At 57.1% G+C, this 16,938-nt stretch carries 13 protein-coding genes; 11 read left to right on the forward strand and 2 right to left on the reverse strand.

Going from position 1 to position 16,938, the window contains the following annotated elements:
• Positions 1-52: 52 nt before the first annotated feature.
• Both ABH899_RS01385 and ABH899_RS01390 read right to left on the reverse strand, forming a co-directional pair.
• On the reverse strand, positions 53-5,764 hold the full coding sequence (locus tag ABH899_RS01385) for a carboxypeptidase regulatory-like domain-containing protein (RefSeq protein WP_369993341.1): 5,712 nt from the start codon (positions 5,762-5,764) through the stop codon (positions 53-55).
• Between the two features lie 43 nt (positions 5,765-5,807).
• On the reverse strand, positions 5,808-6,107 hold the full coding sequence (locus tag ABH899_RS01390; protein WP_369993344.1) for a hypothetical protein: 300 nt from the start codon (positions 6,105-6,107) through the stop codon (positions 5,808-5,810).
• 73 nt (positions 6,108-6,180) lie between these two features.
• Between ABH899_RS01390 and ABH899_RS01395 the strand changes: the two genes are divergently transcribed.
• The 11 genes from ABH899_RS01395 (at position 6,181) to yhbY (ending at position 16,919) form a co-directional block, all read left to right on the forward strand.
• Positions 6,181-7,056 (forward strand): DUF421 domain-containing protein, encoded by an 876-nt coding sequence (locus ABH899_RS01395; protein WP_369993346.1) that lies wholly within the window; start codon positions 6,181-6,183, stop codon positions 7,054-7,056.
• An 18-nt stretch (positions 7,057-7,074) separates the two neighbouring features.
• Positions 7,075-7,551 carry a stage V sporulation protein AC gene (gene spoVAC, locus ABH899_RS01400; RefSeq protein WP_369993347.1) on the forward strand — a complete coding sequence of 159 codons (477 nt, stop codon included), beginning with the start codon at positions 7,075-7,077 and terminating at the stop codon, positions 7,549-7,551.
• The gene (gene spoVAD / locus ABH899_RS01405; protein WP_369994070.1) at positions 7,551-8,567 is read left to right on the forward strand and encodes a stage V sporulation protein AD; all 1,017 of its coding nucleotides are present in this window, start codon (positions 7,551-7,553) and stop codon (positions 8,565-8,567) included. Before spoVAC ends, spoVAD begins: the two co-directional genes overlap by 1 nt.
• 2 nt (positions 8,568-8,569) lie before the next feature.
• Positions 8,570-8,920, forward strand: coding sequence for a stage V sporulation protein AE (gene spoVAE / locus ABH899_RS01410; RefSeq protein WP_042230191.1), 351 nt, complete (start codon positions 8,570-8,572; stop codon positions 8,918-8,920).
• Between the two features lie 295 nt (positions 8,921-9,215).
• Positions 9,216-10,181 (forward strand): AAA family ATPase, encoded by a 966-nt coding sequence (locus tag ABH899_RS01415; protein WP_009675380.1) that lies wholly within the window; start codon positions 9,216-9,218, stop codon positions 10,179-10,181.
• Positions 10,178-11,425: a DUF58 domain-containing protein gene (locus ABH899_RS01420; RefSeq protein ID WP_369993351.1), complete on the forward strand. Its 1,248-nt coding sequence runs from the start codon at positions 10,178-10,180 to the stop codon at positions 11,423-11,425. The genes ABH899_RS01415 and ABH899_RS01420 overlap by 4 nt, the downstream gene beginning before the upstream one ends.
• Entirely contained in the window at positions 11,418-13,685 is a 2,268-nt protein-coding gene (locus ABH899_RS01425) for a transglutaminase TgpA family protein (RefSeq protein WP_369993353.1), read from the forward strand. The genes ABH899_RS01420 and ABH899_RS01425 overlap by 8 nt, the downstream gene beginning before the upstream one ends.
• A gap of 265 nt (positions 13,686-13,950) precedes the next feature.
• Positions 13,951-14,451 (forward strand): YqeG family HAD IIIA-type phosphatase, encoded by a 501-nt coding sequence (locus ABH899_RS01430; RefSeq protein WP_036739818.1) that lies wholly within the window; start codon positions 13,951-13,953, stop codon positions 14,449-14,451.
• 87 nt (positions 14,452-14,538) lie between these two features.
• Complete coding sequence (gene yqeH / locus ABH899_RS01435) at positions 14,539-15,654, forward strand: ribosome biogenesis GTPase YqeH (RefSeq protein WP_369993355.1); 1,116 nt, start codon at positions 14,539-14,541, stop codon at positions 15,652-15,654.
• Positions 15,655-15,738: 84 nt separating this feature from the next.
• The gene (aroE, locus tag ABH899_RS01440; RefSeq protein ID WP_369993356.1) at positions 15,739-16,608 is read left to right on the forward strand and encodes a shikimate dehydrogenase; all 870 of its coding nucleotides are present in this window, start codon (positions 15,739-15,741) and stop codon (positions 16,606-16,608) included.
• Between the two features lie 14 nt (positions 16,609-16,622).
• Positions 16,623-16,919: a ribosome assembly RNA-binding protein YhbY gene (gene yhbY / locus ABH899_RS01445; protein WP_016423489.1), complete on the forward strand. Its 297-nt coding sequence runs from the start codon at positions 16,623-16,625 to the stop codon at positions 16,917-16,919.
• Positions 16,920-16,938: the final 19 nt, after the last annotated feature.

The following is a 16,938-nucleotide window of genomic DNA, read 5'->3' on the forward strand; positions in this document are numbered from 1 at the left end:
ATCACAAAAATCCCCGCCGGAGAAACCCGGTGGGGATTTTTGTGTGATTCGTTTATTCCTCCGTGTCGTCCTCCAGGACGACATTTAGAACGGTTGTTTCATTCGCGGCGATGATCAGTGTGCGCACGGCCGGTTGTTTGTCTTCGAGCGTGTAGCGCGCGGAGTAGAAACCGGGGGCCAGGTTAGTGACCGTATACACGCCCCGGGTACTGGTCGTCACGTTTCTCAGGAAGAGCCCGGAAGGATCGAAGAGCTGAACGAACACGTTGGATAAGAGCCGTCCGTTCCTGTCCGTCACCGTACCCGTCAAAGTGCCGAACAGAGGGTTCAGCGCCACGGTTACAGGGGGAGCCGGAGTTCCGGCGGCCAGGGAAACCGCGGCCGACTTGGAGCCGAAGAGCTCGCTGGATACGGTAACCGTGTAACTTCCGGGGCGCAGGCTGCCCAGCAGGAACACACCCGTTCCGTCGGCTAGGGTCCGGTCGATCGGCGTTAAATTCTCGTTCAGGATCTGGACGGAAGCGCCGGGAACCGGATTGCCGGTCGAATCGTCCAGAACGGCACCCGTAACGGCAAGCGGCGGGCTCCCCGGGGAGAGGACGACATTCGGGGTAAAGCCGGGGACCACCGTTACAACCTGCTGGCTGTACGACAGGCCGGGCTTCTGCACGACGACCGTGTAGTCGCCCGCGGCTATCCCGTCGGCCGTGAACTGCCCGGACGGGTCCGTCGGGACCGTCACGACCGGCGTATTCCGGTCGTCGTAGACGTCCACCACCGGAGGTGGCGGAAACACGGGAACGGTTGGCGGTGTCACGACCGTCCCGTTCAAATCGTTTGACGTCGGAGACAACCGGGCGTCCACGACGGTATTTTGCCCGGGAGCGGCATAAAAGGCGTCCGTCTGTTGGCCGAAGCCCGATAGGCTGAACACGGCCGTGTAATTGCCGGCCGGAAGACCGCCCAGCGTATAACGGCCGGCCGCATCAGTCGTCGTATCCGTCAGGACGGTGCCATATGTGTTGAGCTGGCGGACTTCCACAAGGACACCGGCAAGCGGCCTGGCGCCGGCGGCGCTATTCACCGTGCCGGATAGAGAAGCACGCAGCGGGCTCAAGGCAAAACTGTAATCGGTGTTCCGTCCGGGCGCTACCGGAGCACCGCCGTTTTGCGAGCCGAAACCGGCCGCTTCGGCTGTCACTTTATAATCTCCGGAACGGAGATTGTTGAAGAGATAAAACCCGCTGCTGTCGGTTTGAACCGTATTAACCGGCACACCGGCCGCATCTTCGATCCGGACGTCCGCTCCCGCCAGAGGGGCCGAAGTAACACGGTCGATGACGAAGCCGCTGACACTGCCGGGTGACGGCTCCAGCGGTACGGTGACGGCCGTCGTTTGCCCGGGCCGGAGCACGACACCGAGGGAGGTGCTGCCGAAACCGTCACAGGTAACGCTCAGCGTATAGGCACCGGCGGTTACGTTGTCGATCGTAAAATTTCCGCTTAGATCGGCAACCGATTGATCGACCGTCTGACCGGCCGCATTCAGCAGAGTGACAATGCTTCCGGGAACGGGAGCGGATCCGTTCCGGTTGATGACATTGCCGGTCAGGAGCGAATTTTGCTGGGTCAAAACGAGCGTAACGGTGCCCGCCGAACCGGCAGTGACCGCAGCGAGCACGGAGGCGGAAGCGAAGCCCGGAGCGGATGCCGTAAGGACATAGCTGCCGGGAGCCAGCTCCGGCGTTGTAAAGCGCCCGTCTGCATCGGCCAGGTAAGCGAACAGGAGAATCCCCGCTTCGTTGAAGATCTTGATCTGGGTTTCCGAACCGGTCAGGATAGCGCCCGAGCGGTCCGTTATGCTGCCCGTTACTACTCCGCTTAGGGGGCGGAGAGCCAGACTGGCTGCCGTTTCCTGATCGCTGACTACGACGGCTCCGGCCGTGCCTGCCGCGAATCCCTTCGCTTCCGCCACCACGGTATAAGCACCCGGAGACAGACCGCTTACGAAGAAATTGCCGAACAGGGAACTGGTAGCAGTCGCAATAAGAAGGTTGCTCACGTCCGCGCTGCGGATCAATACAGTAGCGGAAGGAATCGGGCTTCCGTCCGAAGCGTTCGTTATCTGACCGCTGACGGACCCGGAATCGGGGACGAGGCGGATGTCGATTCCCGTCAAATCCACACCGGGAAGGGTTCCTACGCCAAGGATAACGGTCGAGAATCCGGGAGCCGCAACCACAAGAAAATGATTGCCTGCGGGAATGTTGTCGACGACATAAGCGCCGTTTGCATCGGCATGACCCGTTCCCAGCAAGGTTTCATTCCCGTCCAAGATCCGGATGACGGCCGTATCTAAAGGGCTGCCCGCGGTATCCGTGATGCGGCCCGTGAGAACCGACAACAGCGGGAAGAGAGTAAGCGACACACTTGATTCCCGGCCGGCTTCCACGACTGTGCCCGCTTTCGCTAAGGCGTAACCGGGCGGTGTTGCCGTCACGATATAGGCGCCCGGCGCGAGCGAATCGAATCGGAAGGTCCCGTTCCCCGCGGTCACCAGCTCTTCGTTGATCAGCAGATTGTTCCGGTCGTAAATCTGGATCACGGTCCCGTCGACGGCGGGGGAGATCGCACCGCCGACCGATCCGGGAAGCGGGAGCAGGCTGAGACCGGTGGTCGTCGTTTGACCGGAGCTCACAATGGCTCCGATGCTCCCCTGCTGGAAGCCCGTTTGGGAAGCCGTGACGATGTACGTGTCGGGAGCCAGACCCTCTGCCCTGAAATAACCGCTGCTGTCGGTAAGAACGGTAGCGATCAGTGTCCCCGTATAGTTGCTGATCCGGATGGCGGCGCCGGAAATGCCCGTGTCCATTCCGGCGTCGGTTACCGTTCCGCTGATCTGTCCGGGGCTCGGAATCAGACCCACGCGGATCGTCGTTGTCTGTCCGGCGGCGATCAGGAAGCTGACGAGATTAGTCTGAAAGTCAGTGGAGGACACGATCGCCGTGTAACTGCCGGGTGCCAGGTTAGGAGCCGTAAATGCGCCGAACTGGTCCGTAAACAAACTCTGGATCACAAGTCCGTTCGTGTCCACAATGCGTACCGCAACGGGAATATCCGCAAGGAGCTGGTTAGTGGAGGCATTGTATACGGTTCCGGCAACAATCCCCGGTAAAGGCTCCAGATTAAAGGAAACAGTGGTCGTCTGTCCGGCGGTTATACTGAAACCTTTAATCTGAGTCTGGAGCCCGTCGGCAAAAACGGCAGCCGTATAAGTTCCCGGCGCCAGCTCCTCCAGTACGTAAGTGCCGTCGGCGGAAGTAATCGTCCGCCCGATTACACTGTTGTCCGTCTGACGCACCACGAGGACCGCTCCCGGTACGGGCGACGTCCCCGCTGTAACGGTTCCCGTTAAAGTGCCGGGCTGAGGAGCCAGGGCGAAATCGACCTCGACAGTTTCTCCGGGCTGGATGAAGGCGCCGATCAGCTGGCGCTGGTAACCCGGTGTTTCGGCACGGACCATGTAGGAACCGGGAGCGAGCCCGTGGATGTCGAACTGTCCGTTCTGGTCGGCATTCAGCGTGGCGACGACAAAACTGTTCATGAAAACGCGGACCACCGCATTTTCCAGAGGATTCCCGTTCAGGTCCGTCACCATTCCGGTAATGGAACCCGCCAACTGCTGCAGCGCGATATTCAGCACGCTTTGGGCGCCGGGCGCAATCGAAACACCTGTCGTCTGGCTGGCATACGCTGTTTCGCTGAACGTGATCGTATAATTGGCCGGCTGCAGACTGTTGATGACGTAAGTTCCTCCGGCATCGGTTACCGTGGTTGCCGCGGTTATCCCTTCAACCGTAACGACATGGACGACGGCGCCGCTTAACGGTACACCGGACAAAGCGTCCGTTACCTGGCCGGTAAGCGTGCCCGGCGCGGGGCTTAAGCCGATATTGACGGTTGCCGTCTGACCCGCGCGGACCGCTGCTCCGGCAATATCCATCGTGAATGCGGCTTCGCTTGCGCGGATGCGGTAATTGCCCGGCGCGAGGCTGTTTATCGCATACGACCCGTCCGCGGCGCTGACGGCGGCAGCGATCTGCTGGCCTCGTTCGTTCAACGCTTCTACGAGCGCTCCGGCAAGTGGAGTCCCTGTGCCGGAGACGGTGATCACGCCGCTTACGGTACCCGGCAAAGCCGCGAGGTTAAACGAAGCGGATACGCTTTGCGCCGGCTGAAGCTGCAGGGTATCAACCTCGGACTGGAAGCCGTTCGCAGTCGCGATTACGGTATATGTTCCGGCAGGAACCGAGAGCCGGTATTGTCCCGCCGCGTCGGCAGTCGTTTCGGCGACGATGGCGCCGAACGGGGATTGGACGCGGATAACGGCTCCGGGAAGAACATTTCCCGCCTGATCCGCAACGGTTCCGCTCAGAGAAGCCGGCTGCGGCCGCAGGGTGATGTCCAGCGGGGTGACGGTCCCGGCGCTAACCGTCACAGGTACGGTTTGGGCAACGAAACCGGCAAAAGAAACCGTGAGATTGTAAGCTCCCGGTGCCAGATTGGAAAAACCGTACGCCCCTCCGGTTCCGCTCGTTTGGTTGACGGGCACCTGATTCTGGGCGTTTGCAAGCTGCAAGGCGGCGCCGGCAAGGGGCAGTGCGGTCATCCCGTTGTATACGGTGCCGGTGACGCCTCCCGCCGTTACGACGGCAATAGAGCTCGTTGCCGGTCCGGCTGTAATCACCTGTCCGGTCAGACTGTCGAATCCGGTTCCCGCGGCCGTATTCAGGATGCGGCTGCCGTCTCCGGCAGTCAGGAAAGCTCCCTGCACGGTAAAAGTCAGTGTCACGGTCTGGCCGGGCGCAAGATTTCCCGCGTTCCAGCTGATTGTGCTGCCCAGCAGATTAACCGTGGAGAGGCCCTGGGTAACGCCGGAGACGGTCAGGGAGGACACCGTGTCCAGTCCGAACGCATCGGTAACCAGCACGGCGTTGGCCTGGCTTTTCCCCTGGTTCGATATCGCGAGGGTCCCCGTATACGATGCCACCTGTCCGGTCAGGACAGTCGCTCCCGGCGAAGAGGTCAAGGTTTTGGCCAGGACGAGTCTGGCCTGCGCGTTAAACCCTTGAGGCGCAACGGGATCGCTGAAACCCGAGGTGAACGTGCTGCCTGCGGGAATCAGAAAATCTTTGTTGAAGTTGTTATTGTTGGCGGAGCTGAAAAAAATAAACTGGAGAGGCGTCTGACTCGTAATCCCGAGCGCTCCGAACAGGACGGAAGCCGGTATGAAAAAATCGAGAAAATAATTTTCATTTCCGCCGAAACGGGACCCGTCGCCGGTCGGTTTCACCCGCGCCAGATCGAAATTAATAATCGGGCGCGTATAGGCCGGCGTCCCTTTTCCGTCAATGCCTTCGGCCGGATCGTTAAAGGTGTTCGGCACTTTTATTTTATTTTCGATGAGATCGATACTGGCATTCTGGCCGTTGACGGCAAGAACCCATTCGTAAGTGGCGGGATTGTTGTCGGTATTGAAAAGAACCCCCCAGGCAAAGTTATCGAACCCGGTTTTGGCGCGGGGATCTCCGTTCAGCCTCAGACGGAAATAGACATAAATCGTGTCGTATGAAACGTAAGCGGCGGGGAACTGGGCATTCCCGACGATATCCGTGCTGGCCGGACTCACATCCGAAACCGGATCACCTACGGGAACGCCGTTTAAAGTCACGGGAAAAAATTGACTGTCGCTAGGAAATGACAAGCAAAGGTTCCTCCTTCTAATTTTTGGATATTCGCCTTTTATCTTATGTGCGTTTGTGTGTTTGTGCTGGGGGAAAGCCTCCTTTTTTTATAAAACAGGCGGATCGGCCTTCACCTTCCGAACAATCATTTACGCCACTAGACGCATATAATGGGGTATTCCTGAATGTTCCATGTTCGAAATCTCGCTTAAAGGAGAAACGGCTGTGAACCTGAACATGCTGATTGTATTCGTTCTGTTTATACTGCTTGTGGCGATTTTGTTTCTTTTCTGATAACGGATCACCGGAAACGGCTTCTGCTGAGGAAGCCGTTTTCTTATTTTTCCAATGCCTTCCTTTCATACCTGTGCCCCTTGCGGACATGCTAAGAAGAGTCATGCAATCAACTGTTCTGGTTAAGAGAGGAGGCTAAGCCGTGGAAGGTATTGGAATGATTATGCTGCGGTCGCTCGGTGCGATCGCCATCCTTTTTGCCATCACCCGTTTTTTGGGCAAGAAGCAAATTTCCCAGCTTTCTTTTTTTGAATATGTAACGGGTATCACTCTGGGAGAATTGGCAGGCTTCTTGTCAACCGATATTGAAGCCCATTACTTGCACGGGATTGCCGCGCTTGCGGTTTGGTTTGTAGTTCCTTTTTTTCTTGAACTCACGACGCTGAAAAGCAAATGGCTCCGCCATTTTTTTGAAGGAAAAGGAACGGTCGTTATCCGTAACGGTCGTGTTCTGGAACACCATTTGAAGAAGGAGCGGTACACGGCCGACGAACTGATGGAACAGCTCCGCACGAAGAGTGTTTTTCAGGTGGCGGACGTCGAATTCGCCATGCTTGAGGCAAGCGGCGATCTCAGCGTCCTGCTCAAAAAAGAGAAGCAGCCGCTTACGCCCGGCGATCTGGGACTTAAGATGGGCCCGGACAAGCTTCCCCACACGGTCATCGTGGACGGGGTAGTCGATGACGACGAGCTGTCGGCCTCCTCGCTTACAAGAGAATGGCTGAATAAACAATTGGCTAAAATAAACGCGACCGCGGATAATGTTTTTCTCGCTCAAATAGGCGATCAAAATAAGTTGTACGTCGATTTGTACGACGATACAAGAGGAATCAGTCTCGAGAAACCACAGGTGGAGCTGATCTCCACACTCCGCCAATGCACGGCAGATCTCGATTCGTTTGCGAATTCCGCTACCGATCTCAATGCACGGATCAAGTACGAACAGACGGCCTCGGCCCTGCGGGGGGTGCTGAAGCAGCTCTCCGGCGGCGGGAAAAGTACAAACGGAACGGAATAAGAAGAGGGGGACAGGCAAGTGGCCAACCAGAAAAAGAAAAACGCGACATTAACCCAGCAGAAGTATCAGGCTATCGCGAAGAAAAACGAACCGAAAAGACCGGTCGTCGCCAACTGTATCCGCGCCTTCGTTGTGGGCGGTTTTATATGCATTATCGGGCAGGCGCTCATGATGCTGTTTGAGAAAGTGTTCGGATTCAGCAAGGAAGCCGCTTCGAATCCTACAGTGTCAGTCCTGATTCTCATTTCCGTCATCCTGACCTGCCTCGGCGTGTATGACAAAATCGCCCAGTGGGCCGGAGCGGGAACGGCTGTGCCGGTAACGGGCTTCGCCAACTCGATGTGTTCGGCTGCCATTGAGCACCGCAGCGAGGGACTGATTCTCGGCACCGCCAGCAATATGTTTAAACTGGCCGGCTCCGTTATCGTGTTCGGTGTAGTGGCCGCCTTCTTCGTCGGCATTTTCACTCTGATCTTTGGAGGCGGGGCACATTGATTATTCGAAAAGGTCAATCCTGGGAGTTCCGGAAGCCTCCCGTCCTGATCTCCACCGCCACGGTTGTCGGGCCGGATGAGGGCGAGGGGCCCCTCGCCCTCGATTTCGATCTCATTCACCAGGACAACACCTTAAAGCAGAAGAGCTGGGAAAAAGCCGAGAAGGCGCTTATGGAAGACGCGGCCAATCTCGCGATCAAGAAAGCCGGTCTCCAAAAGGATCAGATTCAGTTCTACGTCGGCGGCGACCTGATGAACCAGATTATTTCCAGCAGCTTTGCCGCCCGGACGCTGGCCATTCCTTACCTGGGCGTCTTTGGCGCTTGCTCCACCTCGATGGAAAGCCTGGCCGTGTCTTCGCTGATCGTAGCCTCGGGAGGAGGAGACTATGTCCTGAGCGGCACGTGCAGCCACAACTGCACCGTAGAGAAGCAGTTCCGTTATCCGACGGAATACGGCTCCCAGAAGCCCCCCACGGCCCAGTATACGGTAACGGGCGCCGGAGCTTCCGTCGTAGCCCAGAAAGGCACGGGGCCCGTCGTTACTTCGGCTACGATCGGCAAGGTGATCGACATGGGGATTACGGACCCGTTCAACATGGGCGCCGCGATGGCCCCGGCGGCAGCCGATACGATCACCGCTCATTTCCGGGATATGAAGCGCTCCCCCGATTATTACGATCTTATCGTAACGGGCGATCTCGCCACCGTAGGCTTTCAGATCGTAAACGAGCTGCTGAAGGAGCAGAGAATCGCCATGAACAGCACCACGTTCAACGATTGCGGCCTGATGATCTACGACATCCGGAAGCAGGGCGTGCAGGCCGGAGGCAGCGGCTGTGGCTGCTCGGCCGTCGTTACATACGGCCACCTGCTGAAAAGAATGGAGCAAGGCGACATCCGCCGCCTGCTGGTCGTCGCCACGGGCGCCCTGCTGTCCCCGCTGTCGTTTCAGCAGGGGGAATCCATTCCCTGCATTGCGCATGCCGTTGCGATAGAAAGACAGGAGGGACTCTAATCATGCAGTTTTTATGGGCATTTCTCGTCGGCGGAGCCATCTGCGTCATCGGTCAGCTGCTGCTGGACCTGGGCAAGCTGACACCGGCTCATACGATGACGACGCTCGTAGTGGCCGGAGCGATCCTTGACGGCTTCGGGCTGTACGAGCCTCTCGTCCGTTTTGCGGGAGCCGGCGCCAGCGTTCCGATCACGAGCTTCGGCAACGCGCTGGTACACGGCGCCATCAAGGAAATCCAGACAAGCGGCTGGATCGGCATCGTAACGGGAATTTTCAAAGTCACGAGCGCCGGTATTTCGGCGGCGATCATCTTCTCGTTTCTCGCCGCTTTGTTCGTCCGTCCCAAAGGCTGAAGCGCAGCCGCAGATCGACACTCCGTTTTCTCGGGAAACGGGGTGTTTTTTCGTTGTTTGGGATTTGCCATTTCTTCTGTCATTCCTTTGTCATTCGTTCGTAATCCTGCCGTCATTACACAGTCATCCTCCCGTAACAAAAACCGAGGAAGTTTGCTCCTTTTAGCTTCTTTTCCACCAACTGTCGGTTTTTTAATAAATTTAGAAGGGGTTTTGTTGTACTCGCTTTCTACTTTCCTGTAATATAAAAAATAGGACTTCAAACCCTTTTTATCCGAAGGAGGATTCGTACCGAATGGCTGCTGTGTCCCAACCTCATATGAGTGAGATTTCCAGAATTAGATCCAATTTGGATTCATGTATATTAGGCAAAAGCGAAGAAATCATGCTGCTGTTAACCGCACTTCTTGCCGGCGGTCACGTACTTCTCGAAGATGTGCCCGGGACGGGGAAGACGGTTCTCGTCAAATCCCTCGCCCGCTCCATACAAGGCCAATTCCGCCGGATTCAGTGCAATCCGGACCTGCTGCCGACGGATATTACCGGCGTTTCGATCTATCATCCGAAGAATGAAGCTTTCTTTTTCCGCCCCGGTCCCGTTATGGCCAACATTCTGCTTGTCGATGAAATCAACCGCGCCACCACCAAAACCCAGTCGGCTCTCCTGGAAGCGATGGAAGAGCATCACGTGACGGTAGACGGCGAGATGTACCCGCTTCCGCGCCCGTTTATGCTTCTTGCGACCCAGAATCCCATCGACTTCGAAGGCACGTATCTGCTCCCGGAAGCCCAGCTTGACCGGTTTATGATCAAATTCAGTCTGGGGTACCCGGACAGCGCAACGGAGCTTCAAATGATCGCGTCGCAAAGCAAGGAGCACCCCATGGAACAGCTTCATGAAGTTGTCGGTGCGGAACAGATTCTCAGCATGCAGGAAGAGGTGCGGTCGGTCTACCTCGACGAAGGCATCGCGAAGTATCTGGTGGACATTACACGCAGCACCCGGGAGCACCCGGCCGTCGAGCTGGGAGCCAGTCCGCGCGCTACGCTGGCCCTCGTGCAGGCTTCGAAAGCTTACGCGTACTTGAACGGCCGCGACTATGTCCTGCCCGACGATGTGAAATATTTGGCCCCTTACGTACTCGGTCACCGGATTATTCTTTCTTCAGAAGCACGAATGGAAGGAGAAACCTCCCGTTCCGTTTTCGCTTCGATACTGGCGCATACGAAAGTGCCCGTCAGGCTGGAGAAAGCGAAATGAAGCTCTTCAAACCTACCGCGGCTCAGAAGGGAAGACAGGCGACCCTGATTTTATCCTTCCTGTTCTTTGCCAGCCTGATGTTCCTGCTCTTTCAGGGCGGTAAGCTCGCTTCCACGCTGTTTGCCGTTGTATGCCTGCTCTCCGCTTATCTGGTTCTCGGCAAATGGAGCGGCATCCGCCAGACGCAGGCGGTGCGTGAAATATCGGCGGCGGACGGAACCGGTAAGGTCCAGGCGGGGCAGTCCCTGCAGATCAAGCTTAAGATCCAGGTTCCCGGCGTCTGGCCGATCCCGTACCTGCTCATCGAAGACGAATTGGTGCGAAGCAGCGGGGAGAAGACCGTGATGAAGGGTTCCGTGGTCCTGAACTGGATGCGCAAAGGAGAATTCGTTTACAAAACGCCGCCCCTGCGCCGGGGCCATTACTCTCTGGAGCGCGCGGAGTTCGCGACGGAAGACGTCTTCGGGCTCTACGAGCACAAAGGCAGCGTTCACCTGCCGTACGGCTTTGTCGTGATGCCCCAAATGATCGAGATCCGCCACTGGGCGCAGTTTTCCCAGTCCCCGAGAGGGGCAAGGCATCACTCCGTAACCGCTAGGATGCAGCGGGAAACGACGCAGATCAACGGCGTGAGGGAGTACATTCACGGGGACAGGCTTTCACGTGTCCACTGGAACGCCACGGCGCGTACGGGAACGTGGAAGTCGAAGGAATTCGAGCGGGAAACGCTCCCGAAGATGGTGCTCGTGTTCGACCGGAGCAAGCAGAATTACGGCAGTCCCGCCGAATTCGAACTGGCGGTTTCCATCGCCGCTTCCCTGCTGCATTTCGGCACCCAGAGGAATATCGCGGTAGGGCTCGTTTCCTCCGGCCGCGAATCCCTGATGGCCGTACCCAAGACGGGCGCCCGGCATGAGGACGTCCTGATGGACCACCTGGTGGAGGTGGAGCCCGATGGCTTACGTCCGCTGCAGCAGGTGGTCAACAACGCGGACGGCATGTTCTCGCCGGGAGCTTTAGTTGTGTATATCACGCCGGCGAAGAACTCCGATCTCCTGTCGCTGCTCCACTGGACCGACAAACAGCGCATGCTCGCCTGTCACCTATGCGTCTGCGGCGCCAAGGGAGGCTCCACGGACGTGTGGGTCCGCCGCCTGCACAGCCTCGGCTTTATGGGCTACGGCGTGCACACGCTGACGGAGCTGCCGGCTGTGCTGGGAGGAGGGACGAAGATCTATGCGTAGCATCTGGAACGTTTTCCGGTTTATGGCCGGCGAAGACGGAACGAAGAAGTGGATGGCGCTCTTCGTCCTGCTGTTTCTATTTCAGTTCACCGGATGGATTTCCCGCGAAGACGGATTGTGGCTGCCCGAAACTCTGAAAGCCGTAAACTGGACGCTGATTACGGTCTGCGCGACGTTCTTCATCCCGCGGATTCATCATCTGGTCAGAGAACTTCTGCAGATCGTCCTGGTACTGGTCGTTCACGCGGTTGTGCTTCAATACCGCTTTGTCCCCCTGTCTCAGATGGACGGTCCGATGGAGTGGTTTCAGGCCAACGTTTCGCAATTATTCCCTTATTTATGGTTCGGTTTAGCCGCCTGGTGGGTGTTCCTGATGGCCATGTGGGCGTCGCGATCCAAACTGTGGATTTCTTTTATCGTCATTTTGGCCATTTTGTTTTTCGGCGTCCGCGATTCGTTCAGCACCCTGCAGTTATGGCCGCAGGTTGCGGCGGTCATTTTCAGCGGATTGTGCATGCTGGTCGTGCGCCATTTATCCCAGCTCAAGAACAAAGCGCCCGAGAGCTGGAAACGGCTTTCGGACAATCCCGGCCCGCTGATCGTGCCGGTCGTGCTGATTATCGCCCTGACGCTCACTCTGGGTGCGCTCGTACCGGCGGTCGATCCGGTTCTCACCGATCCGTATACGGCCTGGCGGCAGTATAACGGCGAGGCGGTGACCTTCCTGCCGAGCAGCGACGATTCCGGACGGACGATGGTGCAGGACCCGAACGATCCGCTGCTGAAATCGTCCGGCTACAGCCGCAACGACGCGCAGCTCGGCGGACAGTTCCAATACGATTACACGCCCGTTTTCACCGTTGACACGACGAGTCGCACGTATTACCGCGGGGAAACCCGGGCTTTGTACACCGGCAGCGGCTGGGAAGCGAGTCCGGCGGACAGACGTGCCCGCCAGACCTCGGTAGATTCAAGCGGCAAGCTTCCCGCGGATACCGGCATCGACACGTCCAAGCTGAAGACCGAAGAAGTGAAGCAGACGGTCAGAATGCGCAGCAACGAAGTATACCCGGTGCTGTTCGGGGCTTATCCGATGTCGAAGGTCGGCATTCAGGAGGAAGGTCCTGACGGAACACGCTCCGATCCGGCGCAGTTGGGGTCTCTCCGGTGGTCCGCGCGCCAGGCGGAGCTGCGGTTTAACGCGAAATCGAACTACCCGAAGCAGTATGAGCTCGTGTCCAACATCCCGCTGCTCGATTTAAGCGGGCTCAAGAAAGTCGATATGAGCAGGCTGAACCGGTCCGAATGGAACGATTATCTCCAGCTTCCCGACCGGCTGCCCGATAGGGTGACGGAGCTTGCCAAAGAAGTGACGAAGGAAGCTCCGACCGCCTACGAGAAAGTGCATGAGCTGGAGCTTTACTTGTCCAGCAAGTATCCGTATACGAACACCCCCGACGTATCCAAGGGAAAAAGCAAAGATTTCGTCGACCGCTTCCTGTTCGAAATCCAGGAAGGCTATTGCGACTACTATTCGTCGGCGATGGTCGTGATGACCCGGTCGCTCGGCATTCCGGCCCGCTGGGTCAAAGGCTACGCATCGGGTTCTTCCGATAACAGCCGTCCCGCCGGTATCGGAAACCTGCGTGGGGGCATGTCCGATCCGGACGCCGAGGGCACCTACACCGTCCGCAATTCAGACGCCCACTCCTGGGTTGAGGTTTATTTCGAGGGCTACGGCTGGCTGCCGTTCGAGCCGACCGCCGGATTTTCGCTGCCGCAGTCGTATGCGCCCGAAACGTCGGCGGCTACCGAGATGCCGACTCCGGCACCGGCCGAAGCGAAGACGGCCCAGGCCCAATCCGGCGCGGCCCCTTGGGTCCGTTACGTGCTGTATACGCTCAGCGGCCTCGTTCTGCTAACGGCTGCCGTCGTAACGGCCATCCGGCTGAGCGGCGGCAAGAAACTGCTGCCGCCGTTCGGACGCGATCCCAAAGCGGTTAATTACGCGCAGGGGGTTATCCAAGAAGTCAACCGGCTTCTGCGGTACGGAAGACGCAAAGGGTACGAACGGTTCGAGCATGAAACGTTCCGGGAAGCCGCTTCCCGCTGGATGACCCAGAGCTACTGGCTGTCGGGCGAACTTTCGCCGGTTCTCGCGATGTTCGAGAAGGCCAAGTACAGCCGCTCATCCGTAACCGAGCAGGATCTGGAGGCCGTTCAGGGCCATGTGAAACGGCTGCGCGAGCAGATGAAATAAGACCGGCACACACCGATGGGCCGGATTCATAGCGTTAGCTGCAGGCTGTTTTCCGTTAACCGGAGAACGGCCTTTCTTTTTTCCGGCAGAGAGAATCCGGGGCAAGCTTTGGCGGGTGAATGGAACGGGCGGCCGCAAGGGAATGCTGAGAATACGGGAATTTCCCGTCCGGGCACGGCCTGAAACGCTTCCTTTTTCTTTTTGCAAGGAATTGGACATGTATGGTATAGTTCCTATAGATTCGAAAGAGGTTGGGGTGACGCTGTTGTTTAAAAAACTGGTGCCGAAACAATTCGTGCAGACGATTTACGATATCAATCTGGAGGAGCTTTGGCAGAGCGGAATCCGCGGAATCATCACGGATCTCGACAACACGCTTGTCGGTGCCAAGGTGGCCGATGCGACACCGGAGCTCGTGAATTGGCTCGGGCATGTGAAGCAGCTCGGTTTCAAGGTCGTCATCGTATCGAACAACCAGGAAACAAGGGTATCCACATTTGCCCTGCCGCTGTCTATCCCGTTCATTCATGCCGCGCGCAAACCGACGAACACGGCCTTTCGCAAAGCATTGGCACTGATGGATACAACTGCAGAGCAGACGGTTGTGATCGGTGATCAGATGCTGACAGACGTGCTGGGAGGGAACCGGCTCGGTTTATATACCATTCTTGTTGCGCCTATCTCCATCCATGATGAAGGTTTCTTTACACGAATCAACCGGCGCATCGAGAAGCTGGCCAACAATTACATCTCGAAGAATAAATAAAGCTTTCCTTCACGGGAAAGCTTCACTTTGCTTGCGGGGGAACAACGCTTAACGGAAGCCCCCCGCCGTTCATTTTAAGGAGGATTCATGACCCAAGAAGAAGTTATCCATTGCGGAGGCTGCGGTGTCAAGCTTCAGCTCGAAGATCCTCATGCGCTCGGGTACACCCCCGCGCAGGCCCTCGAGAAAGAACCGGTTATTTGCCAGCGCTGTTTCCGCATCAAGAACTATAATGAAGCGTCGAGCATTACGCTCAACCAGGACGATTTTCTGAAACTGCTTGGGCACGTGGGGCACAAAGAAGCGCTCGTCATCAATATCGTCGATATTTTCGACTTCGAAGGCAGTTTGATCAGCGGTCTGGCCCGTTTCGTCGGAGGCAACCCGATCATTCTGGTCGTCAACAAAATCGACCTGCTCCCGAAAGTGACCAATTGGAACCGGATCGTGAACTGGGTCCGCAAGCAGGCTAAGGAACAAGGCCTGAAGGTTGTGGAAGTCGTGCTTTGCAGCGCCAAGAAGAACATGGGTTTCGACCGGGTTCTTCAGGCGGTGGACGAACACCGGAACGGCAAAGACGTCTACGTCGTCGGAGCGACCAACGTGGGCAAGTCCACGCTCATCAACCGGCTTATTTCCGATTACAGCGATCTGGATTCGGAGCTGACCACCTCCCAATATCCGGGCACGACGCTCGATATGGTTGAGATTCCGCTCGATGACGGACATTTTATTATCGATACGCCGGGAATCGTGTACAAGCACCGGCTGACGGAGCTTGTCTCCAAGAAAGACCTGGGTAAGCTGATGCCGGGCAAGCCGCTTAAACCAATGGTGTATCAATTGAACGAAGGACAAACCCTGTTTTTCGGTTCGTTAGCCCGGTTCGACTTTGTCCGCGGCGAGCGCCAGTCGTTTACGATTTACTCTTCGGGGGCCATTCCCATCCATCGCACGAAGCTGGAAAAAGCGGACGAGCTGTACGCGAACCACAAAGGGACTTTGCTTACCCCGCCTGTGGTGAAAGATCTGGAAGAGCTTCCGCCTCTCGTTAAACAAACGCTTCACATTTCGAAAGGTAAAAAGCTCGATGTGCTGATCTCCGGCCTCGGCTGGATCAAAATTAACAGCGAAGCGGGCGCGGAACTGGCCGTTCATGTACCGAAAGGCGTTAAGATCGTCCAGCGCGATTCGCTTATTTAAACCGGACAGGTCCTGGTACGCCAGGCTTTTGCGTTTTGGCAGGCAGGTCCGGCACATAAAGAATGCACGGGGGAGAGACCGACCATGGGTAACAAGCCGTCTTTGGACAGCGGTACGATTCTGTACGGAGTATTCGGAGATCCGGTGCGGCACTCCCGCTCTCCGATTATGATGAACCGGGCCTTCGGCGAAGCGGGGATCAACGGAGCGTATGCCGCGTTTCACGTGCTGCCGGGGCAGCTGGAGGAGGCCGTAGCCGGTATCCGCGCGCTCGGTTTCGGCGGAGTCAACGTGACGATCCCGCACAAAGTCAACGTGATGAAGTATCTCGATGAGATCGACGCCGATGCGCAGGCCCTCGGCGCCGTGAACACCGTCGTCAATCGCGGCGGTAAACTGATCGGCTACAACACGGACGGAATCGGATATGTCCGTTCGCTTAAAGAAGAAACGGGCATGGATCTCCGCGGCAAAAAAGTGCTGCTGATTGGAGCGGGCGGAGCGGCCCGGGGGATTTCATATGCCCTGGCGAAGGAGGGCCCGTCGTTTATCGCCATCGCCAACCGGACGGCGGAGAAAGCTCAGGAGCTCGCCTCTACCGTCCGCGCCGAAACAAGCGCTGTCGGCATGGGGCTCCACGAATTAGGAAACATTATCAGTGACGCGGATCTGATCATCAACTCGACTTCATCGGGCATGTACCCGAATATCGAAGAGATGCCTTTGGATCTGGACGGTCATCGGCTCCGGGAAGGCGCGGTTGTCAGCGATCTCGTTTACAACCCGCTGGAAACCCGTTTTTTGAAAGAGGCTAAAGCAAGAGGAGCCGTCACTCACGGCGGCCTCGGCATGTTTATTTACCAGGGGGCCTATGCGTTCGAATACTGGACCGGCGTCCCTGCGCCTGCAGCGGCGATGCGGCAGGCCGTAGAGCAATCATTTATCGGGAATTGAGGGAATCAGAAGTTATGCTAACAGGAAAACAAAAAAGACATCTGCGCTCACTGGCGCACCATTTGACCCCGGTCTTTCAAGTAGGTAAAGGCGGAGTGAACGAGCATTTGATTCAACATATCGTGGAAGCGATCGAGGTTCGGGAATTGATGAAAATCTCGGTACTCAACAACTATGAGGCGGACTGCAAGGAAGTTGCCAGAGAATTGGCGGAAGGCGCGGGCGCCGAGCTGGTTCAGGTCATCGGACGTACGATCGTCCTCTATAAAGAATCGCGCGATAACAAACAGATCGAGCTGCCGAAGTCCTAGACTGGATCAGAGGCGTATT

The sequence above is a fragment of the Paenibacillus sp. RC84 genome, from assembly GCF_041260495.1.
Classification (GTDB): Bacteria; Bacillota; Bacilli; order Paenibacillales; family NBRC-103111; genus Paenibacillus_F.

What these genes read in the sequence shown, in the direction of transcription:
- yqeH (WP_369993355.1), top strand. Translation starts at nt 14,539, where the DNA reads ATGACCCAAGAAGAAGTTATCCATTGCGGAGGCTGCGGTGTCAAGCTT.
- ABH899_RS01420 (WP_369993351.1), top strand. Translation starts at nt 10,178, where the DNA reads ATGAAGCTCTTCAAACCTACCGCGGCTCAGAAGGGAAGACAGGCGACC.
- ABH899_RS01425 (WP_369993353.1), top strand. Translation starts at nt 11,418, where the DNA reads ATGCGTAGCATCTGGAACGTTTTCCGGTTTATGGCCGGCGAAGACGGA.
- spoVAE (WP_042230191.1), top strand. Translation starts at nt 8,570, where the DNA reads ATGCAGTTTTTATGGGCATTTCTCGTCGGCGGAGCCATCTGCGTCATC.
- yhbY (WP_016423489.1), top strand. Translation starts at nt 16,623, where the DNA reads ATGCTAACAGGAAAACAAAAAAGACATCTGCGCTCACTGGCGCACCAT.
- ABH899_RS01415 (WP_009675380.1), top strand. Translation starts at nt 9,216, where the DNA reads ATGGCTGCTGTGTCCCAACCTCATATGAGTGAGATTTCCAGAATTAGA.
- aroE (WP_369993356.1), top strand. Translation starts at nt 15,739, where the DNA reads ATGGGTAACAAGCCGTCTTTGGACAGCGGTACGATTCTGTACGGAGTA.
- ABH899_RS01390 (WP_369993344.1), bottom strand. Translation starts at nt 6,107, where the DNA reads ATGAAAGGAAGGCATTGGAAAAATAAGAAAACGGCTTCCTCAGCAGAA.